15 protein-coding genes are annotated in these 15,711 nt (G+C 41.0%); 9 read left to right on the forward strand and 6 right to left on the reverse strand.

Translation table 11 applies throughout. The features are described from left to right. The first annotated feature begins 229 nt into the window (after positions 1-229). The 8 genes from LZG71_RS27755 to LZG71_RS30765 all read left to right on the forward strand — a co-directional run bounded on the left by LZG71_RS27755 (position 230) and on the right by LZG71_RS30765 (position 10,307). A complete protein-coding gene (locus LZG71_RS27755) occupies positions 230-2,251 on the forward strand; it encodes a CshA/CshB family fibrillar adhesin-related protein (RefSeq protein ID WP_233826025.1) in 2,022 nt (673 codons plus the stop codon). 99 nt (positions 2,252-2,350) lie between these two features. Beyond that, positions 2,351-3,604 (forward strand): tail fiber domain-containing protein, encoded by a 1,254-nt coding sequence (locus tag LZG71_RS27760; protein ID WP_233826027.1) that lies wholly within the window; start codon positions 2,351-2,353, stop codon positions 3,602-3,604. Between the two features lie 73 nt (positions 3,605-3,677). Next, a complete protein-coding gene (locus LZG71_RS27765; protein WP_233826029.1) occupies positions 3,678-4,988 on the forward strand; it encodes a T9SS type A sorting domain-containing protein in 1,311 nt (436 codons plus the stop codon). A 117-nt stretch (positions 4,989-5,105) separates the two neighbouring features. Further along, positions 5,106-5,720 carry a LuxR C-terminal-related transcriptional regulator gene (locus LZG71_RS27770; RefSeq protein ID WP_233826031.1) on the forward strand — a complete coding sequence of 205 codons (615 nt, stop codon included), beginning with the start codon at positions 5,106-5,108 and terminating at the stop codon, positions 5,718-5,720. 786 nt (positions 5,721-6,506) lie between these two features. Continuing rightward, positions 6,507-7,787 (forward strand): site-specific integrase, encoded by a 1,281-nt coding sequence (locus LZG71_RS27775; RefSeq protein ID WP_255713260.1) that lies wholly within the window; start codon positions 6,507-6,509, stop codon positions 7,785-7,787. A 161-nt stretch (positions 7,788-7,948) separates the two neighbouring features. Next, entirely contained in the window at positions 7,949-8,455 is a 507-nt protein-coding gene (locus tag LZG71_RS27780; RefSeq protein ID WP_233826035.1) for a DUF6922 domain-containing protein, read from the forward strand. Positions 8,456-8,602: 147 nt separating this feature from the next. Then, on the forward strand, positions 8,603-9,073 hold the full coding sequence (locus LZG71_RS27785) for a hypothetical protein (protein ID WP_233826037.1): 471 nt from the start codon (positions 8,603-8,605) through the stop codon (positions 9,071-9,073). Between the two features lie 913 nt (positions 9,074-9,986). Beyond that, positions 9,987-10,307, forward strand: coding sequence for a Fic family protein (locus LZG71_RS30765; protein ID WP_409013688.1), 321 nt, complete (start codon positions 9,987-9,989; stop codon positions 10,305-10,307). Positions 10,308-10,666: 359 nt separating this feature from the next. Here the strand turns inward: LZG71_RS30765 and LZG71_RS27790 are convergent, their stop codons facing one another. From LZG71_RS27790 to LZG71_RS27800, 3 genes are all read right to left on the reverse strand, one after another. Next, positions 10,667-11,515, reverse strand: coding sequence for a type II toxin-antitoxin system HipA family toxin (locus LZG71_RS27790; protein WP_233826039.1), 849 nt, complete (start codon positions 11,513-11,515; stop codon positions 10,667-10,669). Between the two features lie 140 nt (positions 11,516-11,655). Further along, a complete protein-coding gene (locus LZG71_RS27795; RefSeq protein WP_233826041.1) occupies positions 11,656-11,985 on the reverse strand; it encodes a HipA N-terminal domain-containing protein in 330 nt (109 codons plus the stop codon). Beyond that, entirely contained in the window at positions 11,985-12,203 is a 219-nt protein-coding gene (locus tag LZG71_RS27800; protein WP_233826043.1) for a helix-turn-helix domain-containing protein, read from the reverse strand. The genes LZG71_RS27795 and LZG71_RS27800 overlap by 1 nt, the downstream gene beginning before the upstream one ends. A gap of 552 nt (positions 12,204-12,755) precedes the next feature. Between LZG71_RS27800 and LZG71_RS27805 the strand changes: the two genes are divergently transcribed. Further along, entirely contained in the window at positions 12,756-13,001 is a 246-nt protein-coding gene (locus tag LZG71_RS27805) for a hypothetical protein (RefSeq protein WP_233826045.1), read from the forward strand. 275 nt (positions 13,002-13,276) lie between these two features. On the opposite strand, the gene LZG71_RS27810 is transcribed toward LZG71_RS27805, so the two are convergent. The 3 genes from LZG71_RS27810 to LZG71_RS27820 form a co-directional block, all read right to left on the reverse strand. Next, a complete protein-coding gene (locus LZG71_RS27810; protein WP_310587796.1) occupies positions 13,277-13,555 on the reverse strand; it encodes a helix-turn-helix transcriptional regulator in 279 nt (92 codons plus the stop codon). Between the two features lie 254 nt (positions 13,556-13,809). Beyond that, the gene (locus LZG71_RS27815; RefSeq protein ID WP_233826047.1) at positions 13,810-15,378 is read right to left on the reverse strand and encodes a recombinase family protein; all 1,569 of its coding nucleotides are present in this window, start codon (positions 15,376-15,378) and stop codon (positions 13,810-13,812) included. Positions 15,379-15,421: 43 nt separating this feature from the next. Beyond that, positions 15,422-15,595 (reverse strand): hypothetical protein, encoded by a 174-nt coding sequence (locus LZG71_RS27820; protein WP_233826049.1) that lies wholly within the window; start codon positions 15,593-15,595, stop codon positions 15,422-15,424. Between the last annotated feature and the right edge of the window lie 116 nt (positions 15,596-15,711).

Raw genomic sequence — 15,711 nt, forward strand, 5'->3', positions numbered from 1 at the left:
TCTTTACAGCCGCGAGGACTTTCAGGATATCCCAGATAGGTGCATACTCGAGCGTATATGCTTCTGGGTTCGTGTTTAAAGCGGTTATCCATAGTTACTGTTGGTTTCGGCAGACGCTTTATAATTAAGTGCATCTATTCCGATGAGTTGTAGTCGATACTAATTGATATTCAATGCGTTTAACCGGGCCAAAAAATGAGTCGTCATTAATCAACTTAATATGTAAATTATGAAAAGAAAACATCTACTCAAAATTGGAAGGTTTGATCTCATGTCTGCGAAGAAGGTGGTTTTTCTTCATACTTTCCTTTACTTTTTTTGTATCCATATTAATGTTAGTGGACAGGCCGTAAAAGCAACGGGAGGATCTGGCGCTTACAGAAATAGCATTTGGTGGCTTAATTTTGCTGGTATGGGAGAAATCCCCGCAGGCGGATCGTTCACCAGGAATTTTACTGTAAACGGAGTAGCGATTACAGTACTTCTGGACAACATTTCATTTGGAGGGTTAACTCCGGCAGCTCAGAGGCTTATTGCATATACTCCGGGAGGGTGGGTTGGTGATGGCTTTGACAATATGTACAATATTGGTGGTGCAGATGCCACAAACACATTAGCAGCAGGCTTGTCTGGCAAGTTAACCGGTACTTATAGCGATAATGGTCAGGTAGTTATTATTAATTTCAGGATCAGAGCATACGCTGACATTAACGGTCAGCCAATGGATTTAGGTCTCGTGTTTGCAAATGCGGAAGACGATGCGACAATTTCTTATCAGGGAACTCCACTTGATGAGTTTGAACAAGCGTCTACAAATGGATCTACCTGGCAATTATTAGAGAGTAAAAATAATGCGGGTGTTCCGGCAAACAAGAAAATAACTTTTTTTGGTGCCAATACTTTTGCCAGAATTTCCGCAGGAAGCCAGGCCATATATACAGGATCAGTAGATCCTACTGGCGGCAATGTTGCTGTGATGTATACAAAGAAACTCCAGACTACCGCAGCAAATCCATTAGAATCAATTGTGGGAGCCTATGGAGCCGGAAGAGCGGCCATTGCTCTTGGTATTGTAATAGACAATGATTTGGGTGATGCTCCCGCGACGTATGGCAATCCTTCAAATATTTACTTCGCTGATGCAATCGGTGGAAATCCTTCGGGTACAACCTCGCACAATGAATATCTCAGCGCTGGAGGCAGTGCCCCGGGAGGTGCAATAGTTATAAATGCAGGAACTCTTAGTGTTCCTTCTACGCCAAGGATGGGAACAAACCTAACAGATTCAGATCCTGTTATGCAGCATAGTATAGGTGCTGATGGAGATAACAACGCTGGCCTTTCTGCTAACGATGAAGATGCTTTGAGTTCCATTCCGGCTATAAATACAACAACTACCAGTTATAGTCTATCTGTTCCGTTTACTACCGGAACTCTGCCTGCATTTATTACCGGATGGGTTGATTTTAACAGAAATGGCTTTTTTGATCCTTCTGAATTTGCGTCAGCGCAGGTAGCAGCCAATACAATTACAAATGCAACGCTATCATGGCCAACCATTTTGCCCGGAACAATAATTGACGGAACCACATATATTCGTCTACGTATTTCTAATTTCGATTCAAGAGATGTCTTGAACGACCTACCTGGTACCCCCGAGGATGAGCGAAGCATTATTGTCCTAAATAATGGAGAAACAGAAGATTATGTAATTCAAACAGCTCTTCCAGTTAATCTCGTCAGTTTCGCAGTAAAAGCAGAAGGACAAACCACTCAGATTTCTTGGAGCACTACAGAGGAGACAAACAGCGACCGGTTTGAGATAGAATACAGAATGTATGGCAGAAATTGGGATAAGGTCGGTGTTGTGGCGTCAAACAGAGAAAGCCGGGAAAAGAAAAATTATTCATTTATACACGCAACCCCATCTAATGGCGAGAATCTTTACCGCCTGAAAATGATCGACAAGGATGGATCCTTTGCTTACAGCCGGATCCGAAGCGTGAAATTTGAACAGGCTCTTGAATTAACAGCTTACCCGAATCCTGTCCGTGAAAAGCTGCTGATCAAGAATTATGACATCATTAAAGAAGTAACGCTCTATAACATATCGGGGCTGGTCGTCTACAGCGGTATGCCGGTCTTCGCACAGGGGATTGATGTCAGCAGGTTGTCTGCGGGCCTGTATCACCTGAAAATAACCTTATCTGACGGCACGCAAAGCGTACAGAAAATAGTTATTGCCCGATAAATAATGAATCAGAGGCTGTGAAATTTTCAGCCTCTGATTCATCAGTACTATACGCACACTCCCCATTTCAATTCATTTTTATCCGTAATTTATTTAGATATGAAAGCAAAACAACTACTCAGGACAACAGTTGCATCTTCACTATTTGCTGCTGGGTTAGTAACTTCTTCTGCGGTTTTTGCGCAGGTGAAAATCGGTAGCAACCCCACTACGATTGGTACCAACGAAAATTTAGAAGTCGAAGACGCCAGCGGAACCAAAACCGTAATTACGAAGGACAAAGGTTTTGTAGGCATTGGCACCAGTACCCCAATCTCCAGGCTACACGTTCATGAATCCATTCCCCCTGTTTTTGGATCAACCATTGCCGCCTTTACCAGACCAGGGAATAAATTCTTTTTGTTTGAAACAACAGCAACAAATGGTGGTTATAACCCCCTTGTAAAAGATGGTGATTCCCATATGATTTTCTCTACGGATGGTGATCCAGCTATTGCAGCGGAACCTAATAACGGACTTGTAATTGCTCCATGGAGCCTGAATCCGGCTGGAACTGGCCTAAAAATTATGGAGAATGGATTTGTTGGGGTTGGAACACCGGCTCCCACTAGTAAATTCTCTGTCTTTGGGGGAGTCTCCTACTTTGGAATAGATCCGGCGCCTAATTTTACCGGTATCGTCATTGGAACGTCTGCAAAGGATGGGATAGGCTTAGGAGCTCAAAACGGGGCAGCCAGTGATGGGGCCATCTATGTGCAACGAAGCGGTGCCGCAAATTATAGTCCCTTGTATCTTTCCCGTAATGCTGCTCTTGGATCCGGACCCGGCCTGCTAACAGCCTATTCTGTCAGCGGCATAAATGTAGGGACCATTTCTACCAATGGCACAACTACATCTTACAATACAACCTCTGATGTTCGATTAAAGGAAAATATAAAAGCCACTCACTATGGTTTGTCAGATTTGATGCAAATAAAAGTAGCTGATTATAATTACAGGACCGATAAGGCAAAAAAACCCACCACAGGATTTCTAGCTCAGGAACTCTACAAAATTTTCCCAGAAGCAGTTACTGTGGGCGGTGAAAATGCAAAAACAGACCCCTGGACGGTTGATTATGGCAAATTGACACCATTGCTGGTAAAAGCGGTACAAGAACAGCAAGCGCTGATCAATATGCTTAAGGCAGAAAATGACCAGTTCAAAAAACAGGTCGCTGAAATTATTGCAGTGAATGACACTCTAGGCAAGCAGGTCAATACAATGGAAACTTTAGCTGCAAGGTTGGAGCTTATGGAAGCAAAATTACAGGTATCATCAGTTGGTCAGGGCGTTTCTTCTACAGGAAAATAACACACCTCTTCCATTGGGGTAATTGGCCTTAAATGGACAAAAAGGATCGTCCATATCTAAACTAGAAGCAGTAATGAACAACTTATACAATTATCTATCAGCCATCAAGAGGTGCGGCTATGCGTTGGCATTGGTCGGGCTGGCTTCGGTTGCCAGAGCCCAACAAGGCAGCTCTGGCAACACTACCATATTCGGTGGTGCACAGATGACCTTCTTCGGCGATCATAACTTCTCCACCGGTGGTGGGGGCACACAACCTGGTGTGATCAATACCATTCGTACCAGTCCGATGGGTGTGCTTAACTTTGGACCATCAGCGAACGTGGTAACCGGTGCAGATGATGCAAACTACGTCGATGGGTATGTTCGAAAACTGGGTACTACACCCTTCGTTTTCCCAGTTGGAGACAACAGTCATTACGGCCCGTTTGCGGCCTCAGGAGATGGAACCACAGGCGCTTACTTCTTCGTAGATGCTTCAACGGCTATTACCAGTATGCTGCCAAGTGGGAATTATCCGGTATTGCCAGCAGGCGGCCCTTTCGCTACCACGACGTTGGATCCTGTATTGGATATAGTTAGTTCCATTGAGTATTGGGATATTGACGGAAGCTCTGCAACACCCATTACACTGACCTGGGATGCCGGAAGTGCTGTGGCAACACTAACCGGCAGTCAACTAAACAAACTGACGATTGCAGGATGGGACGGCAGCCAATGGGTAGCGATCCCGTCTGTGGTGGATGCAACTTCCATTCTTGGCGGGGCCAGCGACCTCACCGCCGGCTCATTAACGTCAAATGCTGCAATTACACCTGATACCTACACGGCTTATACACTGGCATCACTTGTGAACCCACTGCCTGTTAAGCTGCTCAGCTTTACTTCCAGACCAGAGGGAAATACGGCTTCTTTGAACTGGGTCACAACTTCCGAAACAAACAGTGATCGTTTCGAAATTGAAAGAAGTGGGAACGGAAAGTCTTTTGTGAAAATTGGAACCCTAGAGTCATATAAGGAGAGTAGTGAACTAAAAAACTATTCATTTATCGACAAGTTCCCTTTACAAGGAGAAAATCTTTACCGTTTGAAAATGGTCGATCTTGACGGAACCTTTGCATACAGCAGCATCAGGCAGGTAATCTTTGGAAAGTCTTCTGCACTGGTTTATCCAAACCCAGTTAGTGAGAAACTAAATATCAACAATTACGGTCAAGTCAAACAAGTCGAAATATATGACAGTTCGGGGCGGAAAGTTCTTTCTGTTGAGCAAGTGTCTGCTCAGGGCATCGACTTAACCAGGCTTAATCCAGGCATTCATACAGTTAAGATCACACAATTTGATAACGCGTCTGCTACAAGCAAAATCATTGTAATTAAATAAAGAAATGGAGTATGTCCGGACTGAAAAACTGGTCCGGACGTATTCTCTAAAAATGGATGCTGTAAAGCCTGCCTGTGAACTGCACATTTGAACTTCATACTCAACCAAATCCGGTACATGCTTACGATTGCACTGATTGATGAAAATGTTTTGACGCGCTTAGCTTTGACCATGGTCCTCGACAGTTGTTTCGAAAATCCCCAAATCACTGAGTCAGATAGCCTGACACAACTGTTGAAATTACCAACATCTCTTGGCTTGGACGTGCTTGTATTGGGGAATTATTATAGGTCAAAAAAAGAAGCGCTGAATACAATTGCGGCAGTTATTCAAGAGTATCCAGGCGTCCCGCTAATCGTCTATGACAAGCGCATGGACTACAAAATGACGGACCTGTATTTTAAGATTGGTGTAGCTGGTCACTTGCTTAATCAACATGTAGGAAGTGAAATTGTTCCATGCATCAAAGCTGTTTTAAGTGGAAAACACTATCTCTGCTCTGGCTTATCCAGAACCGTCCTTGATTCATTCGTTGGGTCAGAAAATAACGGAAAATTGACAATCAGGGAAGCAGAGGTTGCCCAACTAATAGCCCAAGGAAAAAAGACAAGCTGGATTGCTACCTCATTACAGCGGAAACCATCAACAATAAGTGCTACTAAACAAAAAATTTTCCGGAAGCTGAATGTTGAAAGTGCCGTGGAACTTAGCAAGGTTTTACCTAAATTGTAATATTGCCCTACCTCAAACATACCTGGCCTTTAAAACAGGATACCACAGCTTCTCATCATGATATCCATACTTGCCGCATCCCTTAGGTTAGCTTTCGGTTCCATATTTGTATTTGCGGCATTGCTAACATTAATGATAGTCTTTCCACTATACATATTTGAGGCCATCATCTTGCAACGCATTGACCCTTCGCCTAGTCTTATTAAAGAAAATTCAGGGTATAGACCATCTTAGAGCTTTTGTTCACCAACATGAGCCGAATGAGAAATACAAATGGCGCGATCAGTAGCATATGCTGAGACGCTTTCCAGTAAAGGGTTCCCACAAAGTTAATCGCCTATCATGCGGATAGTGGTTCTCAATAGTTTTGGAACAGTAGTATTTAGCCGATTGTATTTTCCTCCTTGAATGTGTCAATGTCGTGAGCCTAACAACAGGTAGTTGTATCGTGAAGGCATATTACAATGACGGCAGTTCAGCTGTCAGAAAAGTACTAAGGAGTGAATTATTGTTGTTTCAAGGTATAATTTGGCTATCTAAAAGCACTAACAAACAAAACAAAGGTGCGATTGTAGCCCCGCTCAGTCCGCCAGATACAATATCAAAATATATTAAAAGCCTGTAAATCATATATTTACAGACTTTTTCTTTACCTGCAATACACCAAATTATTCAAATATTCGCAAATAAAAGGTGAGCATTTGGTGAGCAGAAAGAGAGTGTGAAAAGTGCTCACCAGAATTCGTGTAACGATCTGTTTTACAGCTTGTTTGTGAAATAAACATCTTGATTTTCAGAGAGCTGCAATCGTATTTTTATTCACTTAAAAAACGTGTTGTTATATTAGCTAAAAATTTCACACTGCTTTTTTATCTTAAAAAGCGCAGCAACTATGTGTCAGGTAATCTTCCTGTTTACATGCGGATCTCAGTCAATGGTTCCAGAAGCGAAATGTCGATGGGTCGGGATTGCGATCCTGAAAAATGGAATACTGTGTCTGGCAGAAAAACCGGCACGAAATCCGATACTAAGGAATTCAATGCCTATCTGGATACAGTTCAGTCCAAGGTTTACCAGGTATACCGCTCCTTACTGGAAACTGGCGCAGAACTAAGTGCAGAAAATGTACGAAATGTGCTCACGGGAGTAAATGGTCGTCCAAAGATGATTCTTGAGATCTTTCAGGATCCTAATCAAAAGTTGTTTCAGCTCAGAGGTAAAGGTTTTGCTAAGAGTACGCTTACAAAGTATAAGACCTGTTACGACCATACATCAGAATTCCTCCGCTGCAAGTATGGCAAAAGCGACCTGAACATTCAGAAGTTGGACTACGAGTTTATCTCAGAATTCGAATTCTGGTTGAAAAGCCAAAAATCCTGCGGGCACAATACAGTGATGAAATATCTGACCAACTTTAAAAAGATCGTAATGATCTGCGTAAAAAATGGATGGTTAAGCCAAGATCCGTTTGCAACCTACCGGATGAGCAGGCAAGTAGTAAACCGTACTGCCTTGACTGAAGTTGAATTGGGCAAGGTCGCCGGGAAGGATTTTGAAAATGAAAGATTAAATCAAGTCCGTGACATTTTCGTGTTTAGCTGTTTCACTGGCTTATCATATATAGACGTGTATAATCTTAGCAGCCAACAAATCATCGAAGGAATTAATGGTGAGAAGTGGCCTGTCGTCAATAGAGAGAAAACGGATTCTGAATCCAGAATTCCGCTACTTCCCGTTGCCCTTCAAATTCTTGAAAAATATGAGGATCATCTGCCATGTGCGGCAGATGGCCGCCTGCTTCCAGTATTGTCTAATCAAAAGCTGAACACATATCTAAAAGAAATCGCAGACGTATGCCGAATTAACAAAACGCTCACTTTTCATCTGGCTCGTCACACGTTTGCTACCACGGTAGCATTGGCCAATGGAGTTCCTATCGAAAGCGTCTCCAAAATGCTGGGTCATAGCAGCATCAAGACGACTCAGATCTATGCGAAGATTGTGGATAAGAAGATTAGTGAGGATATGAATTTGCTGAAGGCGAGGCTTTCAACTTATCTGAAGTAATTCCCAGAATGAACTAGAAAAAATATGTGCACTGAGTTTGTGGGAACTCCTATAGTAAAAGCAAGTTAGAGAGCATGATTATATGTAGCGCAGTCGTTTCAAGATTAATGACGCTATGATTAAATATTGTACAATATTTAATCATAGCGTATCTTTGTTACATGGAAAAGGTGAAAGATAAAGTATCAAAACGAAGAATTGTGTTGGTACATTGGAAGGACAAACAAGGGAGTGTCGAGGTGTTCTCAAATCTTAAAAATTTCTGTACGAGTTACACGGAATATAACTACCATACACTGAACACTCACCTGGCAAAAGGGACTAAGCCTTTTGAGAATGAGGTGGTACGAATTGAACGTAAACCTGTAATAGCCGCGCCTAAACCGAATTTCCCAAGACGGTTCTTCTGGGAGTTTGACTATGATAATATCGATTGGCAAAAAGGCTACGTCACCATTATCCAAAGAATTATTGAACGGGGAGGTAAAGAGCGTTGGCAGGAACTGGTAAGGTTTTACGGCAAGGATAAGGTTGTAGATACAATAAAGAACGAAATTAATTTCCTGCCAGATGAAATTATTGAAGATGCCTCTAAATACTTTACTCTCAAAAAACAGGATTTGAAATGTTCCATACGGAAACAGTCTCAGCCGATACCTTGGCTCTGATTAAACGTGATTTTACACTTGTAGGCGGTACAGCCCTGGCTCTACACATCGGACACCGCTTCGATTGACATCGATTTATTTTCAATCAAAAGTTTCGATACAGAGAAAACCGGAAAATTTCTTTCTGAGAAATATGAAGCGCAGGACATGCAAATCCTGAAAAATGGGATTTTTTGTTTTATAGACGATATTAAGGTTGATATTATCGCTCACCAATACCCACTGCTGAATCCGGTTGAAGTTCTTGAAGGAATCAGGCTTGTATCAATAGACGATATTGCCCCAATGAAATTGCATGCCATCGTCCAAAATGGTAAGCGGATAAAAGACTACGCGGATATTTATGTAATGCTAGAGCATAGGTCGATGGAACAATTCTACTCGGCATACGAAGAAAAATACCACCCCAACGCTACTCGTCAAGTTGCACAAAGGGGAATCCTTTACCATACTGAAATAGATTTTGATACTCCGGTACAATTTCTTGACAGGGAATTTAACTGGTCGAAAATTGAAGATAGGCTTAAAGAAGGTGTAGCCCTTCCGCAGAAAAAATTCTTTACAATTCAGCGTCCCGCCCGCAAATTGGTAAGAAAAAAAAGAGGTCGCGGATTGTGACCTGGGTAAACTGGTGAAAAACTTGCCGGATTTCCTGCAACAGACGATCATTCTTTAGTAGTTAAAGGCATATAAATCAATTATTTAACAAGGTAAATTTTAGCTAAAAAGACATATCCTCAATTTCCTGATTGTGGTGATCTGTGGCTGGAGAATTCGGATGGCTTGACCACGCGGTTCCGTGGCAGATGGACCACCAACAAACTGTTGTCCATCAGCAGTGAAAGAAATATAACTCAATTATTTAGCATGGTCAATTTCACCCGAAATGACATGTCCTCAATTTCCGAATTGTGGTGATCTGTGGCTCCGAATTCTCCATCGCTACGCATACTTATGAGGCTGAAAACTATGTGATATGTCCATTATTTAAGATGTCGGAGAGACTACTCTGGCCAAGGAGCCAATAAAGTGCGCACTCCGTTAATGTGAGTATTATTCCAAGGCGTAGGATCACAATTTGTTAAATATTTCTAACTAGTTTTAGATATCTGGTCATCTTCAATCAGATAGGAGGGTAAGTTTAGAACCTTGGTTTTCAAGGTCTTTTTTGTAAAAAGGTTTACCTTTTCTGTTATATTGATTTACACCATGACATTCCCGTTGTCCAAAATCTACGGTTCAACTGGATTTTCTTCAAAAATTGAATCAGTCCCAGGTTTGCCAGGCCAGTTAAGGTTGATTCTAAATTCCGTCAAAACACAGAGTTAGGAAGTTATGCCGCTGGCATTCTTTTTTGTATGCTACGGTAGACAATATCCAATATTTATGGACACTAAACCGCGCCCGGAAAAAAGGAAAATTACCCTGATAATTTTAGGTCTAATAATTTTTATCATAGCACTTCGTATTGCGTTGCCCTATGTCGTATTACCCTACGCAAATAAAAGTCTGGCCAAAATAAAAGGTTATTATGGCCACCTTGGAGATATCGATCTTGCCCTTATCTCTTAGTTTCCGAATTGAGGTGTGGATATTCCGCTGCAAAGTACGTCAACGGCTCCGTATTCTCCACATTAAGAACCACTCATTCGTTGACGGGAATAAGCGAATCGCTGCGGCTTGTTTTCTACTTTTTTTAGAAAATAATGATATTTTGAAAAAAAAATCCGGAGCCCTGGTCATAAGCAATGAAGCGCTTGCAAGTCTGACTCTTTTTGCAGCTGCAGGTAAACCTGAGGAAATGGAGACGGTTAAGAAGTTGATTATTAGTGTGCTAAATAGGAATCATTAAGCTCGATGCTTCGGATTTAGTTACCCATTGGTTAGATAATATAAACAGTAAGACAAAAACTCGTAAACGACGCAAAATGACAAGGGGCCGAGAATCTCCCCGCCCCTTGTCAAATTTACTTTCTGAGTAATTCCTAAAAAGCTCAACAGTCAGATATAGTGTTGCCTATTACACTTTATGGTACGGTCTGCTTCGTTGTGACACACGTTTAATTGTACTATGATTTATGGGATCCGCCTTTTAAGCCTAACTTTTAATTGTCCCTGGTAGAAGGATTGGGGAGTGTACGATGAACAGTGTCAGGATATATTTGCGCGTCGCTTCCGATCCCATCTTCCCGCACGCGGGTTTTTACCATATCATGATTTTCGCGGCCATTCCATGTTAATTCTTTTGATCTTGTCTTTATAGTATGCTTTGTATTCGGCCTTTATTGGCTCGTGTAGATAAGAACTATCAATTAGCAAATCAATTTTTTCTTCTTTTCCGTTAAACTCTGCAATAATTTTAAAAATCCGGCTTTCTTTGATTCCTAAGACCTTTCCGAACTCTAGAAAGTCATCGTAAGTATAAAAGCCTTGGGCATCATAGGAATCGGTAAAACGATCTTTCAAAAGCATGAGCGCCATGTCTGACTCACTGGGCGAATGTATGCGGGTGCAAAGCAAATCGTAGGCCGGTGTTAAAACGTAGTCACCTGTTTCAATTTGAATAACAGAAAAATTTTTGACGTGTGCATCACCGTTAGAAAAGATATAGTTGAACAGTATCAATCTGAAGAATTTTTCAATTTCTACCGGGTATAATGAAACGTGGATTTTCATTAATGCGCCTATTTCTTCATAGGAAAGATCATATTTGAAATTTCTTCCATGTGTAATCTCTGTGACTTGGGCAATTTGTGCGAAGTCTTCTTGTTGGAACTTGCTGCCGTCCTGCTTAACGTCAAATCTTTTTACCAGGTAAGCTGGTGTTCGATCCTTGAAATAAATCATCGCATTGGGCGGGACTGCGATCCTGAAAAGTTGCCTTGCTAGTTGCATCGTCAAATGCTCGTTGGCAGGGGCTTGATCCAGATGTTTAAACTGACCTATTGGAATAGGCTTCAGTAAAAATTGCCCACCTGAGTCTGTAAGAACCAGCACTCTATCTGCCAGTTTCAGTGAGTATTTTACCTGAACTCCTGATATCGACATTTTTTTTGTCAAATCGTTGAAAAGGTCTGAATCTTCCGTATAAGGAGAGTGAAATGGCAGGATGTGACTCACCTTCTCGCCGTCAAATAATTCTTGAAGGCACTTTTTACAATACCCATCGGCTACTACCCTTCTAAAACATCCAGAGCAATTCATGATAAAATTTCGTTAACTGTTATTGATCCTATTGTATCTGATTTTGCCGTTGCTAATAAAAGACCGAAATGGTCATTTTCATCGATACGTAGTAAGCGGCATTGAGTCTGTTTGTTGACCCCTTCGGAAAGCAATCCGTAGAAGAAAGGAAAAAGAACATCAGAATAATATTGTTGATGTGTTTTTGGTAGCGATAGACTTATACCGAATTGGTTGGAATCCTCGAAGTAGGCGTTGTCATATGTAAAAACATATTGCTGAAAATCTGTTCTCTCAAGAGTGCCAGCCAGTATTCCGTTATTGTAGATTTCGGCCTTTCTTCCCATCACTTAACTATTTCTAATTTAATGACCATTCCAAGAACATTGCAAATGCGCATGAGGGTTTCAAGTTCAGGATTGGCCAGACCTTTTTCTATGTTTCGCAGGGTTCTGGGCGAAATTCCGGCAATATCCGCCAAGTCTCCCTGGATGATATGCCTGGACTTACGTCTGTTTTGAATAATCCTTCCAATAGTCTCTTTTTGCTGCGCTTCTATATCCATAAATAATGGGAATTAAACTGCCTTTTTTAGGTAAAATTCACTTTACATTAATAGCTATACAACAAAAGCGGCAATAAAATTCCGAAATAGAGAATAAATTCTTACAATTCTTGAAATTGCTATGAAATAGGTATTATAACTCCCATTTAATTTGAGCTCTTTCGAGGATAGGGTTTCACAACTTGGCGGAAGAACTCATCTCCGTTGATCTATAAGCCATAATAAAACTACTGCAAGCTTTTTATCGGCCGATACAGTTCTGTAAATCCGCTAAGTGCCTTTGTTCCAGGAATTTTGAACATTGATAAGCTGGCAAATGACAAAGGGCAGCAGTGGATTTACAAATTAACGGCACCAAAACGAAAATTAATTGTACTGTGTGAGAATTTAGACTTTTTACGTCGCCCTACACGACCAAGAAAGAACAATGTGGAACTATGGTATGCAGGAGGCACTAATACACCCAAGTTAATTTATGAGGTCGACTTGATAGATGTACCAATATTCTATTCTTGCGATTGGAATCATGACGGCTTGAATATATTTCTAAGAGTGAAGGAGTTACTTCCTATGATCAAATTACTGACTCCAATCTCTCAACCGATAAAACTAAGCGACACTCCAAATCACCATTCCTATTGGAAAGAACTTGACGAAGAAAAATTCAGAGAGATCCCCCACGAAACCTTATGTGAGGATCATAAAAAAGTGGTTTTCAAACTCATTGGAGACCGGGCCTGGCTGCGTGAAGAAGATAGTGATCTTATTGAAATGCTGGCTAGGGAGGGCGCCATTTAATCAATAAATACTGTACATCTAACCTATTTTTAAATATGTTAAACCACATTCAATCATGAAATAATCTTAAATAAAGCGATTTAGCTTTTACGAAGTTTATTTTACATTCTCAACATGACTTCGTTAAGTGTTCAAGCCAAATAGTATTATTTAAACACCTCTACAATTGCTTGTAAATGCTAAAAAAGTTACTTTCTCAGCATGGGCTGCACCATTTTCCAGACATTCCCATCCAGTCGGCACAAACCCAAATGTCTGTCTTATCTGCCATATTATTATGATTTGCCGATCAATTCCAAATCTTGCAATTTTCTTCCAAAAGTATCGCCAGCGGCTAGTTTCAAAAAATCATCCTGTAATCCAAGAACCCTGAGCACATTGAAATACGCGCCCAATGATACACTTGGGTTGCCCTTTTCGATATGATATAATGTGGTCCTGTCAATACCAGCTCTTTCTGAGACTTGTATTGTGGTTAGCTTACGTCTTTTACGCGCAAGTTTTATATTTTCACCCAGCTGCTCAAAAATTTTTGCAAATCTGGGTAGTAGAATCTATTTTCTATTATTCATAATGTTGTTTATAATCAACAATTAAATTATTATTGTTGATTATAAACAACATTATGAATAAATTATTTGACATTCGCCAACCTTCCAAAACGTCAATATCTGTAAATTGAAGAAACTACACTAGATTAAATATCTTTTCGAACAAGGAAAAATCTTATTTACCATTTAAAAGATGCCAGATACAATCATAACTAGTATCAATTGTTTATGCTATCAGCTTAACTATTTTTTCTAAATCATCTAAAAAATTGGTTCGACAACTGTTGCGGAAGGGGTACAAAGCCGGACTTTTGTGAGAAATCACTAAAAGTTCGGCTTTTATCTTTCACTAAGTCGCTGTTTATCTGAAAGATAAGGGACACAATTTCATTAGTCCTTGTGGTTCGATAACCGCTTTCTGAAAATGTTAGTTTTTCGGGATATATCGAACCAATGATTTCACGCTTCTGATTGATGTCTGATTTTGAATAGATTACATCAATATTCGAGAGTGTACTCACCGCCTTGTCCAGCATCTTTTCAAGGTTTACAGGACTGCCCACACTGGTTGTCATCTCGGTCAGCCTGGCTTCCTGCCGCACAAGCTTCTCTTCAATTTCGGTTTTAATAGTTCGGTAGTCCTTTGCATCAATATCCGAGGCCAGTAAAAGTTCTCTTGCCTTGCTCAGCTTGTTATTTAAACTATCTATCTGCTCTAAAACATGCTTCTTCTCACTTTGTGAGTTTTTAGTCTGCCCTTTGAATGCTTTGTTTACAACCAGCTTAAAAAGCTCCGTCACTCCTTTGTGCGGCTTAAACTTTTGAAGTTCTCTAACAAAAAGATCATTAACCATACCGGCAGCATAACGGGGGCCACAAGACGCAACACAATGATAATAATGATATCGACCATTTCTGCCTTTGGAAGCACTAGCCGTTAGAAGTCTGTGACACTTAGGGCAATTCAGAAAACCACGAAGCGGAAACATGTCATTAGATATTTCTTTCACATTAAGACGTTGCCTTTTCTTCTTGCCATCAATAGCATCCTGCATTTCATAGAACAGGTTTTCAGATATTAATGCTTCATGCTGACCTTGCGCCAACCGACTCTCTTCATCCTTGTAACCAGGTATGAATATCTTCCCGAAGTAAAGCGGGTTTTCAATCGCACGCCAAAAACAAGTTTTGCTACACCTTAACCCCTTTCGAACAGCCTGTCTTCTAACCTCCTCTACCGAATATATTCCCTGAGCCAACTCTTCGAAAGCCCATTTTAGAAGTGATGCCTGAGGCTCTCTCAGGGCAATGTATTTATTACCACCTTCTGTTATCTTATTTACATATCCCACCGGAGCTACACCCATATACCGGCCTTCTTTCCTGGCCCTACGCATGCCATGAAATGTGTTGAGTGCTCGTCGGTCGTTTTCCACCTCGGGCGCTGCCAGGTAAAACGCCAGCATCATTTTATTTTCGGGAATAGAAAGATCCAATGGTTGCTCAATGGCTTGCGGTTCCACACCTAATCTCCTGAGTATACTGATCATCTGATATGCATCACCTGCATTACGACTAAACCGGTCCCATTTGGTAAAGAGAGTCAACTCTACCTTACCTTTCGATTTTTTAAGATCCAAAAGCAATTTGGACCACTGAGGACGATTGAAGGTTTTCGCAGAATGATCTTCATAGATGACATTTCTGACACTAATATTATTAATACCACAATACTTCCTGAGCATCTCCTCCTGCCCTCTTTGAGAATATCCCTTGTCTGCCTGTTCGTCCGTACTCACCCGAACATATAAGTCCGCCGTTTTCATCTCAATTCCGTTACATCATGAATATTTAGATCAATTAGATATGTCACAAAACATCATCTTTCAAACCTTTAAGACATTGACCTACTACTATATTAGCCAATTTTTCCAAGAATTGCAAGATTTGACTTGCCTGACTCTCTGTCACTTCCAATCCTTCCCCCTTTAAAATTTCCATCGCTTTTCGTGCGGACACCCTTTCTGTTTCCAACGCCTCCATCTTACTCACCTTTATTTAGCCCAACATCCGGGAAAATAGTCTTTGGTGGTCGGCAAGACGTTCCTGCCATTCTTTTAGAAATGAAAAGAACAAAAAATTAAAAAATTCCCCTCCTA

This window comes from Dyadobacter sp. CY312 (assembly GCF_021390535.1).
Taxonomy (GTDB): Bacteria; Bacteroidota; Bacteroidia; order Cytophagales; family Spirosomataceae; genus Dyadobacter.

Excerpts from the sequence above, each read along its gene's own strand:
- LZG71_RS27755 (WP_233826025.1), top strand. The coding sequence starts at position 230 with ATGAAAAGAAAACATCTACTCAAAATTGGAAGGTTTGATCTCATGTCT.
- LZG71_RS27760 (WP_233826027.1), top strand. The coding sequence starts at position 2,351 with ATGAAAGCAAAACAACTACTCAGGACAACAGTTGCATCTTCACTATTT.
- LZG71_RS27765 (WP_233826029.1), top strand. The coding sequence starts at position 3,678 with ATGAACAACTTATACAATTATCTATCAGCCATCAAGAGGTGCGGCTAT.
- LZG71_RS27770 (WP_233826031.1), top strand. The coding sequence starts at position 5,106 with ATGCTTACGATTGCACTGATTGATGAAAATGTTTTGACGCGCTTAGCT.
- LZG71_RS27780 (WP_233826035.1), top strand. The coding sequence starts at position 7,949 with ATGGAAAAGGTGAAAGATAAAGTATCAAAACGAAGAATTGTGTTGGTA.
- LZG71_RS27785 (WP_233826037.1), top strand. The coding sequence starts at position 8,603 with ATGCAAATCCTGAAAAATGGGATTTTTTGTTTTATAGACGATATTAAG.
- LZG71_RS30765 (WP_409013688.1), top strand. The coding sequence starts at position 9,987 with ATGGCCACCTTGGAGATATCGATCTTGCCCTTATCTCTTAGTTTCCGA.
- LZG71_RS27795 (WP_233826041.1), bottom strand. The coding sequence starts at position 11,985 with ATGGGAAGAAAGGCCGAAATCTACAATAACGGAATACTGGCTGGCACT.
- LZG71_RS27800 (WP_233826043.1), bottom strand. The coding sequence starts at position 12,203 with ATGGATATAGAAGCGCAGCAAAAAGAGACTATTGGAAGGATTATTCAA.
- LZG71_RS27815 (WP_233826047.1), bottom strand. The coding sequence starts at position 15,378 with ATGAAAACGGCGGACTTATATGTTCGGGTGAGTACGGACGAACAGGCA.
- LZG71_RS27820 (WP_233826049.1), bottom strand. The coding sequence starts at position 15,595 with ATGGAGGCGTTGGAAACAGAAAGGGTGTCCGCACGAAAAGCGATGGAA.